The sequence below is a fragment of the Natronorubrum sediminis genome, from assembly GCF_900108095.1.
Taxonomy (GTDB): Archaea; Halobacteriota; Halobacteria; order Halobacteriales; family Natrialbaceae; genus Natronorubrum; species Natronorubrum sediminis.
Genome location: NZ_FNWL01000002.1, coordinates 858229 through 878297, shown reverse-complemented (window position 1 = coordinate 878297; position 20069 = coordinate 858229). Strand labels below are relative to the sequence as shown.

16 protein-coding genes are annotated in these 20069 nt (G+C 61.5%); 7 read left to right on the top strand and 9 right to left on the bottom strand.

Annotation, left to right across the window (positions count from 1 at the left end; all coding sequences use genetic code 11):
- Positions 1 to 32: 32 nt before the first annotated feature.
- Positions 33 to 1094: a thiamine ABC transporter substrate-binding protein gene (locus tag BLW62_RS11545; protein ID WP_090507184.1), complete on the bottom strand. Its 1062-nt coding sequence runs from the start codon at positions 1092 to 1094 to the stop codon at positions 33 to 35.
- A 56-nt stretch (positions 1095 to 1150) separates the two neighbouring features.
- A complete protein-coding gene (locus BLW62_RS11540; protein ID WP_090507183.1) occupies positions 1151 to 2944 on the bottom strand; it encodes an asparagine synthase-related protein in 1794 nt (597 codons plus the stop codon).
- 103 nt (positions 2945 to 3047) lie between these two features.
- On the opposite strand from BLW62_RS11540, the gene BLW62_RS11535 reads away from it, so the two are divergent.
- Positions 3048 to 3341 (top strand): hypothetical protein, encoded by a 294-nt coding sequence (locus BLW62_RS11535; protein WP_076580793.1) that lies wholly within the window; start codon positions 3048 to 3050, stop codon positions 3339 to 3341.
- A 121-nt stretch (positions 3342 to 3462) separates the two neighbouring features.
- Here the strand turns inward: BLW62_RS11535 and BLW62_RS11530 are convergent, their stop codons facing one another.
- Positions 3463 to 3738: a hypothetical protein gene (locus BLW62_RS11530; protein WP_090507182.1), complete on the bottom strand. Its 276-nt coding sequence runs from the start codon at positions 3736 to 3738 to the stop codon at positions 3463 to 3465.
- A gap of 330 nt (positions 3739 to 4068) precedes the next feature.
- On the opposite strand from BLW62_RS11530, the gene BLW62_RS11525 reads away from it, so the two are divergent.
- On the top strand, positions 4069 to 4629 hold the full coding sequence (locus tag BLW62_RS11525; protein ID WP_090507181.1) for a cupin domain-containing protein: 561 nt from the start codon (positions 4069 to 4071) through the stop codon (positions 4627 to 4629).
- A 197-nt stretch (positions 4630 to 4826) separates the two neighbouring features.
- Here BLW62_RS11525 and BLW62_RS11520 read toward each other — a convergent pair whose 3' ends face one another.
- Positions 4827 to 5396, bottom strand: coding sequence for a hypothetical protein (locus BLW62_RS11520; RefSeq protein ID WP_090507180.1), 570 nt, complete (start codon positions 5394 to 5396; stop codon positions 4827 to 4829).
- A gap of 185 nt (positions 5397 to 5581) precedes the next feature.
- On the opposite strand from BLW62_RS11520, the gene BLW62_RS11515 reads away from it, so the two are divergent.
- Positions 5582 to 6649, top strand: coding sequence for an mRNA surveillance protein pelota (locus BLW62_RS11515; RefSeq protein ID WP_090507179.1), 1068 nt, complete (start codon positions 5582 to 5584; stop codon positions 6647 to 6649).
- 34 nt (positions 6650 to 6683) lie between these two features.
- On the opposite strand, the gene BLW62_RS11510 is transcribed toward BLW62_RS11515, so the two are convergent.
- The 3 genes from BLW62_RS11510 to BLW62_RS11500 all read right to left on the bottom strand — a co-directional run bounded on the left by BLW62_RS11510 (position 6684) and on the right by BLW62_RS11500 (position 12147).
- Complete coding sequence (locus BLW62_RS11510) at positions 6684 to 7445, bottom strand: TrmB family transcriptional regulator (RefSeq protein ID WP_090507178.1); 762 nt, start codon at positions 7443 to 7445, stop codon at positions 6684 to 6686.
- Entirely contained in the window at positions 7442 to 11146 is a 3705-nt protein-coding gene (locus BLW62_RS11505) for an efflux RND transporter permease subunit (RefSeq protein ID WP_090507177.1), read from the bottom strand. The genes BLW62_RS11510 and BLW62_RS11505 overlap by 4 nt, the downstream gene beginning before the upstream one ends.
- 266 nt (positions 11147 to 11412) lie before the next feature.
- A complete protein-coding gene (locus BLW62_RS11500; RefSeq protein ID WP_090507176.1) occupies positions 11413 to 12147 on the bottom strand; it encodes an MBL fold metallo-hydrolase in 735 nt (244 codons plus the stop codon).
- A 116-nt stretch (positions 12148 to 12263) separates the two neighbouring features.
- Between BLW62_RS11500 and BLW62_RS11495 the strand changes: the two genes are divergently transcribed.
- The 4 genes from BLW62_RS11495 (at position 12264) to BLW62_RS11480 (ending at position 17528) form a co-directional block, all read left to right on the top strand.
- On the top strand, positions 12264 to 13349 hold the full coding sequence (locus BLW62_RS11495) for a zinc-dependent alcohol dehydrogenase family protein (protein ID WP_090507175.1): 1086 nt from the start codon (positions 12264 to 12266) through the stop codon (positions 13347 to 13349).
- A 78-nt stretch (positions 13350 to 13427) separates the two neighbouring features.
- Positions 13428 to 13682, top strand: coding sequence for a DUF8015 family protein (locus tag BLW62_RS11490; protein WP_090507174.1), 255 nt, complete (start codon positions 13428 to 13430; stop codon positions 13680 to 13682).
- A 186-nt stretch (positions 13683 to 13868) separates the two neighbouring features.
- Positions 13869 to 16715 carry an ATP-dependent helicase gene (locus BLW62_RS11485; protein ID WP_090507173.1) on the top strand — a complete coding sequence of 949 codons (2847 nt, stop codon included), beginning with the start codon at positions 13869 to 13871 and terminating at the stop codon, positions 16713 to 16715.
- Positions 16716 to 17012: 297 nt separating this feature from the next.
- A complete protein-coding gene (locus tag BLW62_RS11480) occupies positions 17013 to 17528 on the top strand; it encodes a winged helix-turn-helix domain-containing protein (protein ID WP_090507172.1) in 516 nt (171 codons plus the stop codon).
- Between the two features lie 10 nt (positions 17529 to 17538).
- Here the strand turns inward: BLW62_RS11480 and BLW62_RS11475 are convergent, their stop codons facing one another.
- Both BLW62_RS11475 and BLW62_RS11470 read right to left on the bottom strand, forming a co-directional pair.
- Complete coding sequence (locus BLW62_RS11475; protein WP_090507171.1) at positions 17539 to 17994, bottom strand: PaaI family thioesterase; 456 nt, start codon at positions 17992 to 17994, stop codon at positions 17539 to 17541.
- Between the two features lie 3 nt (positions 17995 to 17997).
- Complete coding sequence (locus BLW62_RS11470; RefSeq protein WP_090507170.1) at positions 17998 to 19956, bottom strand: 3-hydroxyacyl-CoA dehydrogenase/enoyl-CoA hydratase family protein; 1959 nt, start codon at positions 19954 to 19956, stop codon at positions 17998 to 18000.
- Between the last annotated feature and the right edge of the window lie 113 nt (positions 19957 to 20069).

Below are 20069 nucleotides of genomic sequence, written 5' to 3'. Positions count from 1 at the left end.
ATCGACGGCGATACGGGGTTCGTGCTGGCACGTCAGAACCCACCCGCGACCTCGCGTTCCCACTCGTCGAGCCACGTCGAGAGGTTGCCCTCGAGTTCGTCGTAATCGAAGAAGACGACCTCCTCGGGTTCGATCATGTACTCCTCGATCTCTTCGGGGAGTTCGGTCTCCTCGTTGACGGGCCCGGTAACGTTTCGTTCAGCGATGACGGACTGGACCTCTGGCTCGAGGATGAAGTCCATGAACTCGTGTGCGAGGTCGTCGTCCGTCCCGTCCGCGAAGCGGGCCATTCCGGCCATGTTCGCGTAGCCCTGATCGTGGAGCGTCGCGACCTGGTGTTTCTCGAGGTCGTTTCCGTCCCGGCTCGCGTAGACGCGGTCGTCGGTGTAGGACACGACGACGGGGATCTCCTCTTCTTCGAACTGCGTGTAGACCTCGCCCCACTCGTCTAAGACCCGCGCATCGTTGTCCATCAGGTCGTTCCAGTACTCGAGGTAGCCATCCTCACCGAAGTGATCGACGGTCCAGAGGAAGAACAGGAGTCCGGTCGTCGAACTGTTTGGGTTCGACATCGCGAGATCGCCCTCGTACTCACTCGAAAGCAAGTCGTCGAACGTCTCGGGTTCCGAGACGTTGCGGCCGTCGTAGACGATGCCGCAGTGGCTGTGAAACGTCGGAATCGCTCGATCCTCCGGATCGAAGTAGAACTCGTCGTCGATATCCTCGGCGTTCGAGAGGACGCTCTCGTCCGTACTCGTGAAGAGGTCTCCCTCGAGTTGCTCGTCGGCCTGCACGAGGTTCTGCGGGCGAACCCCGAGGTAGAGTTCCGGTTCGACTTCGCTGCCGTCGTTGTGGCGTTCGACGTAGTACGTGAGTTCCTGATCTGGCGTGTGCCACTCGAATTCGACGTCGTGGCGTGATTCGAACTCGTCTTTGATCCACTCGCCGGGACTGTCACTCGGCGCGTCGACGAAGGACGTGTACGTTCCGACGGTGAACACGTCGTCGTCGGATCCCATGTCAGTTACCGAACAACCAGCGAGGCCTGCGGTGGCGAGAGCCGCTCCTGTCGAGAGAACCGTTCGTCGTCTCATTACCGGGTAATCTCATCCGGTGGTACGTAAGGGCCGCGCTTCTCGGTCGAAACCATTCACTCCGTCGACATCTCTACCCGTCCGTTCTCGGGTATCGATTCAGTCGGCTCCGAGAGGTTCAACCGGCCGGTTTCTGCCGCCGTCCGGAGGGCGTAGAACCCTCGAGAGTCGGGCACCCGCTCGAGTACCTCGTCGTCGATTGCCCCGTACCAGGCGAGGGGATGGCGGGTCGGGTCGTTCCACGCCGACCGGGGGGCGAGAAACGGCGGGAGCCAGTCACCGTCACGTTCACTGAACTGACGCACGGGCGTGTGTCTGAGCAACGAGAGGCAGCGATCGAATGGGGAAAGCGACCGATCAGTCTCTCTCGCACGCCGTTCGGAAACGTCGGTGGCGTTTCGATACGTTTCGGCCGCGAGCGACACGTGTGCCCCCTTCTCGCGGCGACGCTCGAGTGGCACCTGCTCCCACGCGCGGACGTATACCGGATCCCACAGCGGAAGCCACCAGTCCACGCCGGCGTCCTCGTAGGCTCGAAGGTCGCCGTTCGTGAACGTCGACATCCGCCCGCGCCACTCCCAGCGTTCGTACCCCGCGGCCAGACTCGCGGGGTCGGTGAGCTGTTCGGGTCGTCGACCGCCGAGTACTCCCCGTCGAATCCGCTCGAGCGCGGCCTCCCGAAACGCGTCGTCGTCCCACTCCCAGAGGCTGTAGTGGGTCTCGAGAACGTACTCAGTGAGCGCCTCGAGCGAGGCTTCGATACGGGATTCCGGTTCGGAATCGGGCCCTAACTCGGATTCGGACTCACCGTCGGGTCCGCCGGTCGCCGAAACACACCCGCCGCTGCGTCCGGTTCGTCCGCGACGCTGCTCTCCCTCGAAGACGGGGAGGCGCTCGCTCGGCGTCGCGACGGTGTGGCCGGGACAGTACAGCGCATCCTGGGGAATGCGCCCGCGCTCGAGCAGTTGCCGGAGGGCCGGCCACTCGGCGAGAAACGGGAGGGCGTCGCCGCCGAACGCGCGCTCGCGGTAGCGAACGCCACTCGAGGCGTGGTACCACTCGCGCCACGTGGCCTCGTCGTAGGGGAGGAACTCCCACTGAATCCCCAATCGCGAGGCGACCTCCCGGCTCACTTCGACGTCCGGATGGCCCGACCGACCGAACGTGAATCCGATCACCTCTCTGTCGCGGGCGACGAGCGACGAGGCCAGCAGCCGCGAGTCGTAGCCTCCCGACAGGGGGAGGACGACCGGTCGGTCGCCAGCGACGCGTTCGAGTCTGTCGAGGGCCGTCTCGAGTGCGGTCTCGAGTCGCGACTCCGGATCTTCGGCCCTGGCGGCGTCAGCCGGTTCCGTCGGCCAGTACTCGCGGTACGTTCGTCTCGTGACGTCCCCGTCCTCGAGCCCGACGACCTCGCCGGGTTGGGTCGCGAACACCGACTGCCAGATCGTCTCCGAACCGGTGACGTAGCGCGTCACGAGGAACTCGTTCTCGGTGACCGGGTCGCGTTCGGCCTCGATCGCATCGCGGACGACGCCTCCGCGATCGGAGACGATCGTTCCTGCCGCGTCGTAGTACAGCGGAATCGATCTGGCACCGTCTGCAACGAGTATCGTCACGTCTGGCGTCCTCACGACGGCGGCGTAGAACCCTTCGAGCGTCGCTGCTGCGTCCGCGATATCCTCGGACACGGACTCGAGGGGATCCGCTGATTCCGCACGCCCGACTGCGTCGTGGAACTGTCTCGCCAACGCCTCGCCCTCGAGTAGTGACTCCTCGGCGAACGCCCGGCCGCGAACCGAAATTCCATCCTCGTGCGTCCAGCCGTCTCCGCACAGCCGCGTCTGCATAGTCGTGCTTTCGCCGACGGGTATTTAGCAACGGCGGCTGGCGGTAGCGACAGTTGCACCTGCCGGCCCCAACCCTACACCGCCGACTATGGATCTCCCGGGCATGGTCGATATCGACACCGACACGGAATCCGACCTCGAGCTAGGGAAGGCCACTATCGTCTACGAGACGGCGACCGGCGACCTCGAGCGAGCCACCGTCGACAACGATCACATCGCCTACTTCCAGGGCCACTGGCTGTTCGCCTACGGCACGGATTCGGACGGTAACGATGTCGTTCGCCGGGTACCCAGAGAGCGCGTCCGTCTCGTCGAACGCTCCGTCGAGGAGATCGAAGAGCGATTCGAGACGGCCGTCGACGAGGCAAAGGGGAAACTCGAGAATCTGGTCGACTGAGCAGGGTACGTCCAGGTTCGACGGTGATCAGAGTCGCTCGAGCACTGTTCGGTGGGGGTCGTGCAAATAGAGGTCGACGTCAGTATCTCCGGAATCACCCGCTGTCCCCCGCCTTCAACACCTACTGAACAGCTGCGACGATCGCATCCAACTCGTCTTTTCGGAACGATGACGGGGCTTCCTCTGGATTCACTTTCGCTACGAGACCGATTTTCCACAGGATCCCCGCCCTCATTTCTGCTTTCGGAGGCAGACGCCCGCTCGTCTCAATCTCGTACCCAACCGCATCACAAACTGCGGCTAGGTCCTCTTTCGTGAACGGTGCCGATCGCTCTCGTTCAAACCGACCTACCGCGACCCTGATTTCGTTTCGACGTTCATCGACGGTTCGTGCCATACGTGCCTCGACACACACAGACACCGTCTTTGTTCCGGTCAGAAACCGTGTGCCGACAGCACTTCGGAATCAACGGGTGCCTTCAGTAGACCTTCACTAATGGTCCTCGAGATCGACGTGCTGGATACGACGGAGACACGCTGAACGGGGCTGTTGTTCGTTCCACACCCAAGCCAGCGTATCAACCGTCAGTGAAATCGCGGACTGATCGACGACCATCCACGACGCGCTGTCCTCTCTGACAGTCAGTAATGGTCGAAGGATGACACCTATATGTGCTATGTTAACGTATATAGGGTCGCCTCTGAACAGGCAGGGGTACGAGGGATCATGACTACAAAACTCACTCCAAAAGGAGGAATCCTGCGGAGAACAGTTCTCAAAGCCAGCGCGGTCGCGGCGGGGGCGGTCGCTCTGAGCGGGACAACGGCCGGGGACGAGCACGACGTGGACGACGACGAGAACGATGAAGCGGCCGAGGTAGACGAACCTGATGGTTTCGAGGTCGAGATCATCCAGGAACACGCGTCGTTCGCCGATAGCGTGGCCGCGGCGTTCGAGGTGACCTACGACGACGTCGACGAACCGATCGTCGTCGACCTCGAGGACGCCTCGACCGTCATCCTCGCCGAGGCGACGTGGGAGGAAGACGCGGAGTCCGGGTGGCACCGCCACCCAGGGATGTCGATCGTCCGAATGATCGAGGGCGAGATCGAGCACACGATGGAGGACGACTGCGTCTCGCGGACGTACTCGGCGGGCGACGCGTGGATCGACCCCGGTCACGTCCACAAGGCGGACAGCGAGGAGGGCGCGCTCGCACACGTTACCTTCCTCGGGATCCCCGACGGCGAACCCGCGACGGAGTGGGTCGAGGCGGTCGAGTGCTAACAGCCTGCACTCTATCGCTGGCGTTCGTCGGTCGAACCACAGTTTGTGCCCCGTTCGCGCTGTCTATTATCACAGCTTATCAACGGAAGACGCTACTCGGGAGGACTCTCAGCGGTCACGAGGCACCTGTCGTGTACAGCGGTGCAGTCTGACAAAATCACGGATGGGGACAGTATCGCCGTCCGAACGGGTCGTCTCTACCGCTGCTCCTCGAGGTCTGCACGCTGATGGCGGTCGACCTCGTCAGCCCAGTAGGCTTCCGACTCGTCGTAGGACGCCCCGAGGGCGATCAGGAACCCGGTGATCGCTGTCACGACGGCGATTGCACCGATGGCGACGACGGCGAGTGGGAGTACCGACCCAGGGAGAACCTGTGCCGAGGTCAGCAGCGAGACTGCCGTGACGGCGGCGATAAGCGCGAGCAGTCGACCGAAGCGGCCGGTATCGAGACCGGACGCATCGGTTTCGGTATCGGCTTCCCCAACGGTGTCGATATCGGCGTCAGAATCACTGGTACTGCCCAGTAGTTCGTTCAACACGCCGCTGTACTCGCTGTCGCTCGAGACGTTACCCAGCGAGTGAACTGAGTGAGCGACCCACAGCCCTGCGGTGAAGTTGAACAAGGCGACGAACGAGACGAGGCCGACCTGTCCGCCGACGACCAGCGCTGCGAGCACCGCGTTCACGAAGGCGAGCACCATGACCGCGTGAATGGCGAGGGATCGAGTGCCGAAGTCTTCGAAGAACGTGATGTGAGCGAGTCTCATACGTTCGCCTCGGTTCCGAATGGGGAAGTCTCACACGCCTGACTGTGCCATACTGTGCCAAACGCGATTGTCGCGGGGGCCGATACGAACGCTCGAGCGTGCCCGACTCGTCGCGGAATCGACCGCAGTCGACGCCCGCTCGAGGGATCGCAGCCCACTTACCCGTCCTCCTCGAATCGCCGCCCATGCAGATTAAAGACCGGGAGCAGGTCGAAGGCGGGCGCGAGCGGGTGACGGTCGTCCCCGAGAGCGTCGACGATCTCTGGCACCTGCAGTACGTCTTAGAGCCCGGCGACCGCGTTGCAGGCGATACGACCCGGCGCATCCAGCGCAACGACGAGCAGATGCGCGACACGGGCGGCGAACGCGAACCCATGTGGGTGGCTATCGCTGTCGACGACGTCGAGTTCCACAAGTTCGCCAACCGACTGCGCGTCGGCGGCGAGATCGTCGCCTGCTCGCGCGAGGACCAACTGGGCTTTCACCACACGCTCAACGTCGAAGAGCGCGAGGAACTTTCGATCGAGAAGCGCTTCAAACCCGATCAGGAAGCCCGACTCGAGGAGGCCGAGGAAGCGACCGAGAACCCCGACGTCGCCATCGCCACCGTCGAGGAAGGACAGGCCCACGTCCACACGGTCGCCCAGTACGGCACCGAAGAGCGAGCGACGATCACCGGCCCGACCGGCAAAGGCGAGTACGCCCGCGAACGCTCGGAACTGTTCTCGGAACTCGGCGATGTCCTGAAGCGCCAGGACGCCGACGCGATTATCCTCGCCGGCCCCGGCTTCACCAAGCAGGACGCACGGAAGTACCTCGAGGACAACCACCACGAGGTCGCCGAGAAGATCACGATGGTCGATACGGCGGCCGTCGGCGACCGCGGGGTCCACGAGGTGCTCAAGCGCGGTGCCGTCGCTGACGTCCAACAGGAGACGCGCATCGAGAGCGAGGCCGAGTACATCGACGAACTCACCCAGCGAATGGCCGACGGGGCCAAGGCCGCTTACGGACCGGATCAGGTCCAACAAGCCGCCGAATTCGGCGCGATCGAGCGACTGCTCGTCCTCGACGACCGATTGCAAAAAGAACGCGGGCCGGACGGCGAGTGGGCCATCAGCGTCGACGAGATCGTCCGCACGACCGAACAGAAAGGCGGCGACGTTACCGTCTTCTCGAGCGAGTTTCCACCCGGCCAGCAGCTATCGAATCTGGGCGGGATCGCGGCACTCTTGCGATATCGACTCGAGTGAGTCGTTCACCCGTCGAAAAGTTCGTCCGGACGGATTATGGGAACGACGACTCGATGTCGTCGCTCGCCTCGAGTAGTTGAATCAGGACATCGGCGAACAGCGAGCCAGCGCTCCAGATCGCGGTCTCGCTGCCGTCGTTGTCGACGACGCTCAACAGGAGACTATTGTCGTCGATGACGACGATCCGGCCCGAACGGTCGTCGCTCTCGCGCCGAGACGGCGGCAACGTGGTCGTGATTCTCTCGGTATCCTCGAACATCTCCCGTACTTCGTCGGTTCGGCTGATTACGATTACCGAGACGCCAGCCGCGGCCCGCTCTTGGATCGTTTCTTCGATCGCATCGGTGACGAATCCCGGCAGTCGCGTCCCGAAGATGATCCGCTCTTCGGCCTGCGAGAGGAGATCGACCGACCGGTTGTTGATCCGCTCTCGACTCCGGACGGTCCAGATATCCTCCTGGGTTTCTTCGGTCGTCGGCTCCTGTTTGACCGAGTCGACGTACTCGAACGCGCGCTCTTGTTCGCGCTCGAACCGGTTTCGGAGCGTCTCCTGTGCTTCCTCGATGCTGACCGGTCGATAGCGAATCGGGCTCGATTGTTGGACCTCGAGTAAGCCCCGTTCCTCGAGGCTTTCGGCCACGCTATAGACCTGTGAGCGAGGGACGTCGGTAGTGTTAGCGACGTCGCGTGCAGTGCCAGACCCGAGCTGGTGAAGTGCGATGAACACTTTGGATTCGTAGCTCGTGAGTCCGAGTCGTTCGAACGCGTCGATGGCCTCGCTCTCGTCGATCGTCACTCGTTGGTCCCTCGTTGGTCGTCGGAATCGGCTGTGGAAACCGTTTCGGTTTCGGTTCCGGTTTCGGTTCCGGTTCCGGTTTCAGTTTCGGTGTCAGTGTCGGTATCCTCATCGGTCGTCGTTCCGCCGTCGCTTGCAGTCGGCGCTCGTGACGTCGATCCGGCGGTGTCGAACGAGACTTCGGGGCCGAAGTATCGCGTCCAGAGGATCAACAGGGTCGGCAACACGATCACGCTCGCGAGGAACGAGTACGTGATCGTCAACCCAGTGATGATCCCGAACTGCTGGAGCGCCGGGAAGATCGCGAAGGCGAGCGTCCCGAAGCCACCGACCGTCGTCGCAGCGCTACCGAGCAACGCGCCGCCGGTTCCGCTTACGGTCGTGTGCATCGCCGACCAGGCGTTGCCCTGTCGCTCTAACTCGAGCGTGTATCGAGCACTGATGTGGATGCTGTAGGCGACTCCGAGCCCGATCGTGAGGCTGGTGATCATCCCCGTCAACACGTTGAACGGGATGTCGAGCAGGTACATCGTGCCGAGGATCCAGCTGACCGCGAACGCAACCGGGATTAGGGTTACCGTCCCGAGGGTCGCGCTGTTCCCGGTGAGCCAGTAGGCTGCCGTCAGGAACCCGAAGACGGCCACGAGCGTGATCAGCAGGCTCTGAAGCACCGTGTCGAGCAGGTCTTGCTCGACGATGTGGTTGACGATCGGATCGCCCGTTGCGATTGCGTTCAATTCGCCATCACCGGCGTCGAGATTGCGCTCGTCACCCGTTCCGCTGGCGTCAATCGTGCTCGCGATCGCTCGCAACTCGTCGGTCGTCTCGTCGAAGCCGGCGTCACCCTGCACGCCGACGATTAGCTGTGCGGCCTCGTACTCGCCGTCGTCGGTTCGGTGGATGACGTTGCTCGCTTCCTCTTCGTGCTCTTCGAACAGTTCGTCATAGAGTTCCTCGACGTTTTCGTCGGGGACGCCGTCACCGGTCGTATCCGCTTCGGTGAACGAGTCGTTGAACGAGTCGTTCTCGTCGGAATCGTTGTCCGAGTCGTTATCGTCGAAGTCGAACGAGTCGTCCTCACCGTCGTCTTCAGCGGCTGCGTCTTCCATTACGGTAAGCGGATCTTCGACGTCCGCATCGCCGTTTGGCAGCGTGTAGACGATATCACTCTCGGCTGCCTCGTCTTGTGCGTCGGCGAACTCCTGTAGGGTGTCGTCGTCGGTTATATCACCCTCAATTAAGATTTGGGCCTCGCTATCTTCGCGCTGGAAGTTCTCGTTGACGAACTCGAGGTCGTCAGCGGCCTGGTACTCACTCGGAGCCATGTCGCCGGGGAGGTTCTCGGTCCAGCCAGGTGGACTCTCAGCGAGGAAGTCTTCTTCCTCGAAACTGGTGTCGACCTGACTCGCGCCGTAGACGCCCCCAGCGGTGAGCAACAGGGCGGCAACGATGATGACGATCGGAATCCGTCGTGCTGCCGTCGAACCGACCGTCAAGACGTTGGTGAATCGGCCCTCACCGGTCCCGAACGCTCGCTTGCGTCGGCTCCACCCACGGGACTCGAGGAACGAGTCGATCTCGACTTTGAGCGCGGGGATCAGTCCGCCGAAGACGATCAAGGCGGCGAGGATCCCGACGGAACTGACGACGCCGAACTCCTGAATCGGGCCGATCGGGCTCACGAGATTCGCGAGGAAGCCGATGGCGGTGGTTGCGGTCACCCAGACGAGAGCGACTCCGACGCCTGCCAGCGCGATGGTCATCGATCCGCGGACCGTATCGTCTACACCTTCTTTTTCACGTTGCTCTCGATGGCGCATGAAGACGTGTATCGCGTAGTCGATCGAGAGCCCGATCAGGAGGACCGGGACGGCAATCATCATCTGGTTGAACGCGATCCCGGCCCAGCCCATGAAGCCGAACGTCCAGACTAACACCGCGATGATGCCGGCGACACCTAACACGATGTCGAGCGGGTCGCGGTAGGCGACTGCCAGTGCCGTGACGACGAACAGTAAGGCGAGTGGGCCGACGATCGCGAGACTGTCGTCCATCGAGTTCTCGATTTCGTCCGTCAGGACGCCCCCACCGAAGACGAGGTACTCTTGTTCGTCGTCCTCTGCGAGGTCGCGCAGATCGAGTTGGCTATCGAGGGCGTCGTCTCCGCTGCCGTCCATATCCTCACCACCCATCATATCGCCCATTTCGGACTCCTGGGTGATCATCGTCATCCGGGCATCCGCCTCGAGTGCACCCGGCTCGTAATCCGTCGACATGAAGTCCAATGCCGGCGCACTGTCCGTCTCGTCGTCCTCCGTCATCGCCTCCTCGATCGCCTCTTCGTACTCCTCGTCATCGAGGTCCTCGAGCGCCTCGATCTGTTCTTCGAGCGTTGGATCGAGGTCCTCGAGTGCTTCGGCGTCATCCTCGAGGGCGTCAGCGTCCTCCTCGAGTTCGTCACCGCGCTCCTCGAGTTCGTCACCGCGCTCTTCGAGTTCCTCTTCGCGTTCCTCGAGTTCGTCGCCGTCTTCCTCGAGCGTCTCTCCTCTGGACTCGAGCGAACTACCCTGGCTCTCGAGTTCTTCGAACTCTTCGGCGAAGACTCCCGCAGTTCCCTGTTCAAATGTTTGTTCCAGTGAAGGCAAGTTGACGAGGTTAGATTGAGTTTCTTGAATGTTGGAGCTGAGACCTTCAAACTCTTCCTCGCTTACATCGGTGTCTTGAACGGCATCTTCTGAGATTTGATCAATATCATCTTGAATCTCGTCACGCTCCTCATCTGACTCTGCATTTTCATACTCTTCCTGAAGTCCTTCAATTTCAGTTAATGAATCAGTGAGGATTGCTTGATATTGCTCGTCGTCAGTAACCTCCTCAACTCCTTGGTATGTGAGTTCCAACTCCGTCTGGTTATCGACAATATTGCGAACGTCCTCTACTGAGGAGGTGAACAGGCCTTGTTGATTCTCATCGAGATTAGCGTCGTCAATAGCAGTTGATTGATTTTCTTCAATCAGTTCTTCTTGTTCTTGTGGATCACCGACTCCAGTTTGCTCCGCTACTGTCTGATCCGCTTGCAGATCTGCTATATTTCCAAGCGTAGTGTTCAGTGTTTCAGTGTTCTCTTCGAGTTCTGCTTGATCCTCTTCGAGCGAAGCAGAATCGCTCTCGAGGCTGTCAGCGCGTGACTCGAGGTCTTCAGCGTCTTCCTCGAGTTCGTCACCCATCTCCTCGAGTTCGTCGCCTTCCTCCTCGAGTTCGTCTTGGCGTTCCTCGAGGTCGTCAGCCTGGTCCTCGAGATCGTCGATCATCTCGTCGGAGATGACGGAGATTGCGACTAAGTTTTCGACACCCATGATGGGGTCGTCGTCGACGAGCGTGTCGTTGATCGACTCGTTATCGTGAATGTCCTGTTGGAACTCGAGAGAACTGATCAACGACTCCTGTGCAATGACGTTGTCACCTTTGGCGATCAACTGCACCGACGTCGTATTCTCGTCGTCATCTTCGACGACGAAGTTGTCGTTGATGTCCTCGAGTGCCTCCGCTTCGTCGGATTCGCTCTCGAATTGATCGAGCGACGAATCGTCGTCGACCATCGGCATCCCGGCACCCGCGAGCGTCGTCACGAGAAGCAGTGCGACGATAACGATCTTGGAGTGTCCGGTGACGATATCCGCAATCCGGTTGGGGAGACTCATCCACCCACCTCTGTGAAACACGTCAGCTGAATACAGGGAACCATTTTGTTGTTATGATCCTACAAACTACCGCTATAAACTTGTTCGGATCTCTGCATCAGGGTGTGTTTAATTACCATAGGTAGGGGTCGTGATGGTATCACTCCCTGGTTTTGCTGAAATACGATTCAAAACCGACTGTTCGTGCTATTTTAGTCAAACGAGTCGCCTGCTTCCTGTTTCGACTGAGACGTGTGAACGGTTCGCTGACCGAACGTGACCAACTGTCAGTCGATAGAGATCGTTTTGAGATCCGATGCGAAGCGGACGTCGCCGTCGTAGTGGGCACCAATCGACTCGAGCATCTCGTCGTGGCGACCGTCCGTGTGCGGGTAGAGGTGTGTCAGGTAGACGCGACCGATTTCGCGGCCAGCCAGAGCTTTGCCGAGCGTCTCCGGCGTCGGGTGGTTCGAGACGTCGACGTCGTCGGGGAACGAACAGTCGTGTGCGAGGATCGCCGATCCTTCGGCGAAGTTCGCGAGCCCGGAGAACGCTTCGGTGTCGCCGCTGAATGTGAACAGATCGCCAAAGCGGTAGGCCAGACACGGCAGCGAGTGGCGGGTTTCGTACGCCGAGACGTCGAACCCGGCGACCGAAAACTCGCCGGGAACGATCTCCCGTACCTGCAAATCAAGTTTGCCTTGCATGTACTCGTGGACGTTCAGGAGGTCGTCGAGCAACGATTTCGTTCCCTGCGGGCCGACGACCTCGAGGTGTTCTTCGCCGGCCAGCCAGCGAGCTTTCATGAGCGGGAGCAGATCCGCGACGTGATCCAGGTGGTGGTGTGTCAGGAGGACGCTCGAGACGCTCTCGTAGCCGACGCCGGATTGCTGGAGTCGATGAAGCACACCGGAGCCACAGTCGACGAGAAGGGTTCTTCCGTCTTCCTGGACGAGAATGCCAGTCTGAAACCGTTCGCCCGTCGGCATCGCACTGCCGCTTCCGAGAAAGGTGACGCGCATACTGGCCTTTCGGACGGCCGCTCCGATAAGGCTAGCTGCTTCGACCGCGAGTTCGGGGGGCGCTCAAGCACTCTTGCTCCAGAGCTATTACCACCCCGCCACTCCTCACAGACGGTATGCGAGCAGCAGTACTCGAGGCCTACGGTGAGCACCTGTCCATCGAGTCGGTCGCCGAACCGGAGCTAGACCCCCACGGCGTGATCGTCGACGTCGAGGCCTGTGGCATCTGTCGAAGCGACTGGCACGCCTGGCAGGGCCACGGCGAGTGGGCCGACGACCAGGTCCCGATCGGCCAGATTCTGGGCCACGAACCCGCCGGACGCGTCGCGCGAGTCGGAGCGCGAGTCAACACGCTCGAGGTCGGCGAGCGCGTTGCCGTTCCGTTCAACCTCGGCGAGGGATCGTGCTACCAGTGTCGAAACGGCCACGGAAACGTTTGCGAGGACGGCTATGCGCTCGGATTCGAATCGAGCGCCCCCGGTGCATTCGCGGAGCAGATCCACGTTCCACACGCCGATTTCAACGTCGTGACGCTGCCGGATGGTGTCTCCGCGGAGGCCGTCGCGGCCCTAGGGTGTCGGTACGTGACGGCGTTTCACGCGCTCGCTCACCGGGCCGATATCGACGCGGGGGACTGGGTGGCCGTCCACGGCTGTGGCGGCCTCGGATTGGCCGGCGTCCAAATTGCGAGCGCGCTCGGCGCGCGGGTGATCGCCGTTGATGTTCGCGAGGAACCACTGTCGATGGCGAGTGACCTCGGCGCGGCGGAAACGATCGACGCGTCGGCACTCGAGGACGGAGCCACGGATGGGCCGGCTTCGGTTCCGGCTGCAATCGAAGAGAGCACAGCACACGGGGCACACGTCTCCGTCGATGCACTCGGGCGTGCCGAGACGTGTCGAAACAGCCTCGAGTGTCTTCGGATCCGAGGCACGCACGTCCAGATCGGGTTGACGACGGCTGCTGAGCGAGGTGAGGTATCCCTACCAATCGACGACGTGACGCGCTGGGACGTTACTATCGTCGGGTCCCGGGGAATGCCGCCCTCGCGCTACGACGAACTCCTTCGGATGATCGACGCGAGCATCCTTGAGCCCGAACGGCTGGTCACTCGCCGCGTCGCCCTCGAAGAGGTCTCCGAGCGACTCGCGGCGATGACGGACTACGAAACTCGGGGCGTCGAAGTCGTCACGTCGTTTTGAACGATCACGCACGCAGCAGTGTCCCTGGTTTCGAGAGGTATACGAGGTGTTTTCGATATCGAGCCCGTAGCTACTCACATGGCCTCGCTCGAGTACTACGACAAGCTCCTGTTGGCCATCGCGGGCAGTCTGGCCCTCGGGGTCGCGATCGGTGTCGTAACGTCCGTCGCGATCTCGACGGGTGTCGCCGGCGGCTCCGTCGTAGCGACGGTGTTCGTCTACGAGGCGATGTTTCGGAATCCACCGAGTCCGGTCACGTCCGCGCAGGTCAAGGTCGCGGCGGTCGTCTGGCACGCGTTTCTGGTGATCGCCATCGTCGCTGCGTTGCTCTGAAGTGCGACTCACACCGGACTCGAGACGGCAGTTGCGACGGAAGGACGCGGGCCGGGTGTACGCTCGGCCACCGGTAGACGCCGACCGCCGCAGTTCGTTCGACCCTCTTGCGCACGCGATCCTCGCGCCATCACTTTCACTACGGTGGGCAAACCCTCTTACACGCCGCCCCCCGAGACGAGGACAATGAGTCGAACCGACGGCCGCGAGTTGCCGGTCGGTGACGACGCCCTCCCTTTCGACCCCGACGATGTCGTCATCGAGGACCACGACGTCTTCGATCGCCTCGAGCCAGCGGTCCAAGAGTGGTGGCTCGAGGAGTTCGGGGAGTTCGTCCCCGAAAATGACGGCTTCTTCACGCCGCCCCAACGAGGGGCGATTCCGAAGATTCACGACGGGACCAACACCTTGATCTGTGCGCCAACTGGCAGCGGGAAGACGCTGGCCAGTTTCTGTTCGATCATCGACGAACTGTACCGGCGGGACAGAGAGTCTGCTGACGGCCTCGAGAACTCCGTCTACTGTCTGTACGTCTCGCCGCTCAAATCCCTCGCGAACGATATCCACCGAAATCTCGAGGTTCCTCTCGAGGGAATCGAGTCGATCATCGAGGGACGAGACGACGACGCGGAGATGGGCGAGATTCGCCACGCGATTCGCCACGGTGACACGACGTCTTACGAACGCCAGCAGATGCTCGAGGAGACGCCACACATCCTCAACACGACACCCGAGACGCTCGCGATTCTCCTCAACTCGCCGAAATTCCGCGAGAAACTCCGCACTATCGAGTACGTCATCGTCGACGAGATCCACGCGCTGGCGTCGGGGAAACGTGGAACCCACCTTTCGGTGAGCCTCGAGCGACTCGAGGCACTGGCCGACGACGAGATCACTCGAATCGGGTGCTCGGCAACTATCGACCCGCTCTCGGAGGTCGCGGAATTTCTGGTCGGTTGTGACGACCCGCGAGTCGGTAACGGTGATGGCGAGGGTGACAGTGATACTGCTGACGAAGCTACTGCTGACGGAGACGGTCCCGTTCACCGTCCCTACGAGATCGTCGACGCCCGCTTTGCGCGCGAGTTCGACGTGGAACTCGAGTGTCCGACGGACGACCTGATCAACACGTCCCGAGAGGTGGTCCAGGAGCGATTCTACCGACTGCTCCACGAGCACATTCAAGAACACACGAACACGATCGTTTTCACGAACACCCGATCCGGTGCCGAACGAGTCCTGCACAATCTCCGCGAGACCTTCTCCGACTACGACGAAGCGAACTCCGGCTGTCACCACGGTAGTCTCTCGAAGGAGGTCAGACAGGACGTCGAAGCGCGACTCAAAACGGGCGAACTCGACGTGGTGACGACCTCGACGAGCCTCGAGTTGGGAATCGACATGCCCCACGTCGACCTCGTCGTGCAGGTCGGTTCGCCCAAATCGGTCGCCTCGTTGCTCCAGCGCGTCGGTCGTGCAGGCCACCGCGTCGGCCAGACCGTGACCGGCCGGGTGATCGCCCTCGACCGGGACGAACTCCTCGAGTGTGCGGTAATGCTCCAGACGGCCGAGGCGGGATTCGTCGACTCGGTGTCGATCCCCGAGAACGCACACGACGTCGCCGCCCAGCACGTCTACGGGATGGCTATCGCCGAGATCCGTCCCGAAACCGAAGTCAAGTCGATTCTACGGCGCGCGTACCCGTATCGAAACTACGACGACGAAAAGTGGCAGTCCCTCGTCAGGTACCTCACCGCCGAATACGGCGGTCTCGAGGATCGCAACGTCTACGCAAAAATTTGGCGCGACGAGAACGATCCACCCGACGGCGAACACCACTACGAAAAGTATCCCGTCGGCGAGACGCTGATCGGTAAGCGAGGCCGATTAGCGCGCGTCATCTACATGACCAACATCGGCACCATTCCGGACTCGTTCACCTGCGAGGTGTTCACCCGCGCCGGCGACGAATGGGTCGGCCAACTCGACGAGAACTACCTCGATACGCTCGAGAAAGGCGACGTCTTCGTCCTCGGCGGCGACCACTTCGAGTACCGGTACCGACGCGGCTCGAAGGTGTACGTCGACCACACGAGCGCGCGACCGACCGTCCCCTCCTGGTTCTCCGAACGACTGCCGCTCTCGCCCGACCTCGGCCGGAAGATGCTCACCTTCCAGGAGACCCTGCTCGAGCACTACGGGGACGGTGGGCCCCCTCGAGTCCGCGCGTGGCTTCGCGACCTCCCTCTCGACGACGACAGCGTCCGCGCGCTCGCCCGACTCTTCGAACACCAACTCAGATACGCCGGACCTGAAAGCATTAGCACGAGCGAGCGCCTCGCTATCGAAGTCGTCCGCGACCGTGATGAGTACGAGCGCCACTACTACGTCCACTCGCTGTACGGCAGGCAGTTCAACGACGGCTTCTCGCGCCTGCTCGCCTACCGCTGTGCACAGGAGGCGACCGCCAACGTTCGCGTCGCCGTCGCCGACAACGGCTTCGTCCTCTCGATGCCGCTCAACCGGAAAGTCGACATCGAGGGCATCATCGACGACCTCGCGGCCGATGCCGTTCGCGAGGATCTGCGAGCGTCGCTCGCTGACACCGACCTCCTCCAGCGATACTTCCGCATCAACGCGACGCGTGCGCTGATGATCCTCAAACGGTACAAGGGCTACGAGAAATCGGCTAGCGAACAACAAGTCTCGAGTGAGATGCTCCTCGGTTTCGCGACAGACCTCGAGAACTTCGCCGTCATCGAAGAGACCTACCGTGAAATCCTCGAAGACAAACTCGACGTGGAAATGATCGAGTCGGTCGTCGCTGCGCTCGAGTCCGGAGACCTCTCCGTCGAGCGCCACCTCTTCGATTCACCCTCACCTCGGGCGTTCGGTCTGGCGACGCTGTCGGCGAGTGACGTCGTCCTGGCAGAAGACGAGAGCGCCGCGTTGCAGGCGTTTCACGACCACGTACTCGAGGAAATCGGCGAACAGTCGTTGCCCGACATTGCGACCGGCTCGAGTGACGAATAGTCGACATATCGGTAGTTCGCCACGTCTTCTGATCGCCGCCGAGGCCGTTCTATTTCAGTCACCGTGTCTAGGCGCGATCCGTTTGTCCGCTTAACAGCGGTAGCGTTCTCCCAAACAACCTTTATCTTGGAAACGAAACGGGGAGTACGTTGTCGCGGGGACTGCGAAACAGCGCCACTCAGTGTCGGAGTATCGGCAGATGCTTGCCGTTCTCACCTGAGTACGACGTGACCGGAGTTTCCGACCCGACTTCCCACGGGCATACGACGCACTTCGAACGCGAAAACTATACCCACTATGACAGATACTGAACCACCGAATTGGGACTTCAAGGACCGTGACATTGCTATCCTCTGTGAACTCTCGGACGACCCCCAACTCTCCTCGAGGGAGTTGACGTCCGTCCTCAAAGAGGAGTACGATATCGACGTCTCACACGTCACCGTCAGCGAATCGATTCGTCGGATGCGTGACGAAGGCGTGTTTCGGGAGGCGATCATCCCGAACGAAGAGTACTACACCTTCGCGCTCTTCGAGTTCAAGTTCAACACCGAACACTTCGCCGAGGGCTGGCGAGATGCGATGGAGTACATCGAGAGCGATAAGCACACGCTGTTTTTCTTCCTCTCTGACGGCGAGTACCAGTGGAAGACGGTCATGATGTTTCGTGGCCGACAGGAGGTCTCGAAGTGGATCCACGACTGCTACAAAGAACACGGGGACGTCATCGCGAACATCCGAAACTCGTCGGTCCACAACGTGTTGAAGTTCCAGACTGATCCGCAAATCTACAAAGACTTACGCGGCGAGTAAAGCGACTCGCCTACGAGTCCGTCTCGCCGTTCGGTCGAAACAGCCGATACGTCGTGCGTCCGACGGCCGCTTCTCCGTCGGCACCGCTAACGGAAACCTGCGTCACGCCTGTCGACCCACCGACACGAACGACTTCCGCGTCGGCGCGCAACGTCCCCGTTGCCGGGCGAAGGTACGAGACGTTGAGATCCGTCGTCGTCAGGTGCGTCTCGTTCGGTTTATCGAACGTCGTCCGGAGCGCGAACGCACTCGAGGTGTCGATCAACGTCGCGACGATGCCGCCGTGGACCGGGTCGTAGCCGTCGTTTCCGACCGGGTTCTCGAAGTCTTCGTCGCGTTCGATCGTCAGGACTGCACGACCGTCAGCGAGGTGCTCCGCGTCGATATCGAGCCACGAGAGGTAACCGTGGCGCTCGACGAACGATCGCCACTCGGGCCAACCGGTCGCGTCGTCCAGTGTGGTCATGTGTTACTTCCCTTCGAACTCGGGTTCTCGGTCTTCGGCGAACGCCATCGTCCCTTCGAGAACGTCTTCCGTGCTCGTGAGCAGGCCAAAGCCTTGACTCTCCATCGCGAGTGCGGCGTCGATACTGGCGTCCTGGCCCTCGTTCATGACCTGTTTGGCGATCTTGAGTGCGATCGGCGGGCCGCCGGCGAGGTCGGAGACGAACTCCTCGACGGTGTCGTCGAACGCCTCGCGGTCGACGGCGCGGTTGATCAGGCCCCACTCCTCGGCGCGCTCGGCGTCGATGTGGGTGCCACGGAAGACCAGTTCCTTCGCACGCGTCTCGCCGAGGATGCGCGTGAGTCGCTGCGTCCCACCGGCGCCGGGAATCAATCCGAGGTTGATCTCGGGTGCACCGAACTCGGAGCGGTCGGTCGCGACGCGAAGGTCACAGGCTAACGCGAGTTCGAGGCCGCCGCCGAGACAGAAGCCATCGATCTTGGCGAGGACGGGCCGTGGGAACTCGTTGACCGTCTCGAAGGCCTGGGAGACATCCATCAGGTCCGTCGGGTTCGCACTCGAGAACCCGCTGACGTCGGCACCGGCCGAAAAGGCGCGGTCGCCTGCGCCTTCGATCGTCGCACAGCGAACCTCGTCTGTGTCGACGCTCGAGAACAGGTCGTCGACTTCGGAGAGGAGGTCCTCCGAGAGTGCGTTCATGCGCGACGGTCGATCGAGTTCGACCTCCAGGACACCGTCTGCGAGTTCGACGTTGATGTTGTGATAGGAGTCGAAGCCACCGTCGTCGGCGTCGTACTCATAGAAGCCTTCGCCGGCGTCCTCGCCGGTCTTCCCGTCCTCGACGAGTTCTTCGAGGTAGGGGTGTGGCTCGAATCGATCGGAGCCGGTCTCCTCGTAGAGGGTCTCGAGTTTCTCGAGGACTTCGTCGAGCCCGATCTTGTCGGCGCGTCGGCAGATCCCTTCGGGGAAGCCGAGACCGAGTTGGACGCCGGTGTCAACTTCTTCGGGTTTGGCGACGTCCTCGCCGACGAGGAACGCCGCGCGGTTGATCATGCGTGCTTCGACGCGCAGCCAGTCGAAGCCGCCCGCGTCGTCGGGCTGGTAGTCCGCGCCGTCGCCGTCTTCGTAGTCGTAGAATCCTTTTCCGGTTTTCTGGCCGAGTTCTTCGGCCTCGACTTTCTCCTCGGTGATCGACGGAATGGGCGAGCCACCCTCCTTGCGGACGTGGTAGCCGACGTCGATGCCGGTCAGGTCGGCGAGTTCGAACGGCCCCATCGGGTAGCCCCGCTCGTGGGACATCGTGGCGTCGGCCTGTCGAATGTCGGCTTCGCCTTCCGAGACCATGAACGCCGGTTCGCCGCCGAATGGGCCGACGATAGTGTTGACGACGAAGCCGCGAACGTCCTTGCGGACGTAAATCGGCGTCTTGGCGATCGATTCGACCCACTCGTAGCCCGCTTCGGCCGCCTCGTCGCTCGTGTCGTTGCCGTAGATGACCTCGACGAGGTCCATCTTGACCGGCGGGTTGAAAAAGTGCAAGCCGAGGACGCGTTCGGAGGTGTCGACGACCTCCGCGATGTCCGAAATCGGCAGACTCGAGGTGTTCGTCGCGAGCAGCGTATCCCCGTCACAGAACTCCTCTAAGTCGGTGAAGATGTCGTGTTTCAAGTCGAGGTTCTCCGGTGCGGCCTCGATCACGAGGTCGGCGTCGGAGACGGCCGTCTCGAGGTCGGTCGTCGTGTCGATGCGCGAGAGGACGTCGTCGGCGGACTCGTCGATCAGTTCCTTCTCCTCGAGTTTCTCGAGGCTCCAGGCAATCGACTCGTAGCCGTCGTCGACGAACTCGTCTTTGATGTCGCGCATCGTGACGTCGTAGCCGGCCATCGCGGTCACTTCGGTAATTCCGTGCCCCATGTTGCCCGCGCCTAGGACGGCGACGCGGTCGATGCTGTCCAGTGACATGGACGGGAGGTCTACCGGCACCGTCTTAATACCACCGACACCGCTTTAGCAATGTTAAGCGTTTACTATTCGTACTGACTGTTCGTTCGTCGGCTCCCAGAGGATATAAACTT

Bases quoted from the DNA above. Each gene is read 5' to 3' on its own strand.
- BLW62_RS11525 (WP_090507181.1), top strand. From the start codon at position 4,069: ATGACTACAAAACTCACTCCAAAAGGAGGAATCCTGCGGAGAACAGTT.
- BLW62_RS11470 (WP_090507170.1), bottom strand. From the start codon at position 19,956: ATGTCACTGGACAGCATCGACCGCGTCGCCGTCCTAGGCGCGGGCAAC.
- BLW62_RS11520 (WP_090507180.1), bottom strand. From the start codon at position 5,396: ATGAGACTCGCTCACATCACGTTCTTCGAAGACTTCGGCACTCGATCC.
- BLW62_RS11540 (WP_090507183.1), bottom strand. From the start codon at position 2,944: ATGCAGACGCGGCTGTGCGGAGACGGCTGGACGCACGAGGATGGAATT.
- BLW62_RS11490 (WP_090507174.1), top strand. From the start codon at position 13,428: ATGGCCTCGCTCGAGTACTACGACAAGCTCCTGTTGGCCATCGCGGGC.
- BLW62_RS11475 (WP_090507171.1), bottom strand. From the start codon at position 17,994: ATGACCACACTGGACGACGCGACCGGTTGGCCCGAGTGGCGATCGTTC.
- BLW62_RS11480 (WP_090507172.1), top strand. From the start codon at position 17,013: ATGACAGATACTGAACCACCGAATTGGGACTTCAAGGACCGTGACATT.
- BLW62_RS11530 (WP_090507182.1), bottom strand. From the start codon at position 3,738: ATGGCACGAACCGTCGATGAACGTCGAAACGAAATCAGGGTCGCGGTA.
- BLW62_RS11495 (WP_090507175.1), top strand. From the start codon at position 12,264: ATGCGAGCAGCAGTACTCGAGGCCTACGGTGAGCACCTGTCCATCGAG.
- BLW62_RS11535 (WP_076580793.1), top strand. From the start codon at position 3,048: ATGGTCGATATCGACACCGACACGGAATCCGACCTCGAGCTAGGGAAG.
- BLW62_RS11505 (WP_090507177.1), bottom strand. From the start codon at position 11,146: ATGAGTCTCCCCAACCGGATTGCGGATATCGTCACCGGACACTCCAAG.
- BLW62_RS11485 (WP_090507173.1), top strand. From the start codon at position 13,869: ATGAGTCGAACCGACGGCCGCGAGTTGCCGGTCGGTGACGACGCCCTC.
- BLW62_RS11515 (WP_090507179.1), top strand. From the start codon at position 5,582: ATGCAGATTAAAGACCGGGAGCAGGTCGAAGGCGGGCGCGAGCGGGTG.
- BLW62_RS11500 (WP_090507176.1), bottom strand. From the start codon at position 12,147: ATGCGCGTCACCTTTCTCGGAAGCGGCAGTGCGATGCCGACGGGCGAA.
- BLW62_RS11545 (WP_090507184.1), bottom strand. From the start codon at position 1,094: ATGAGACGACGAACGGTTCTCTCGACAGGAGCGGCTCTCGCCACCGCA.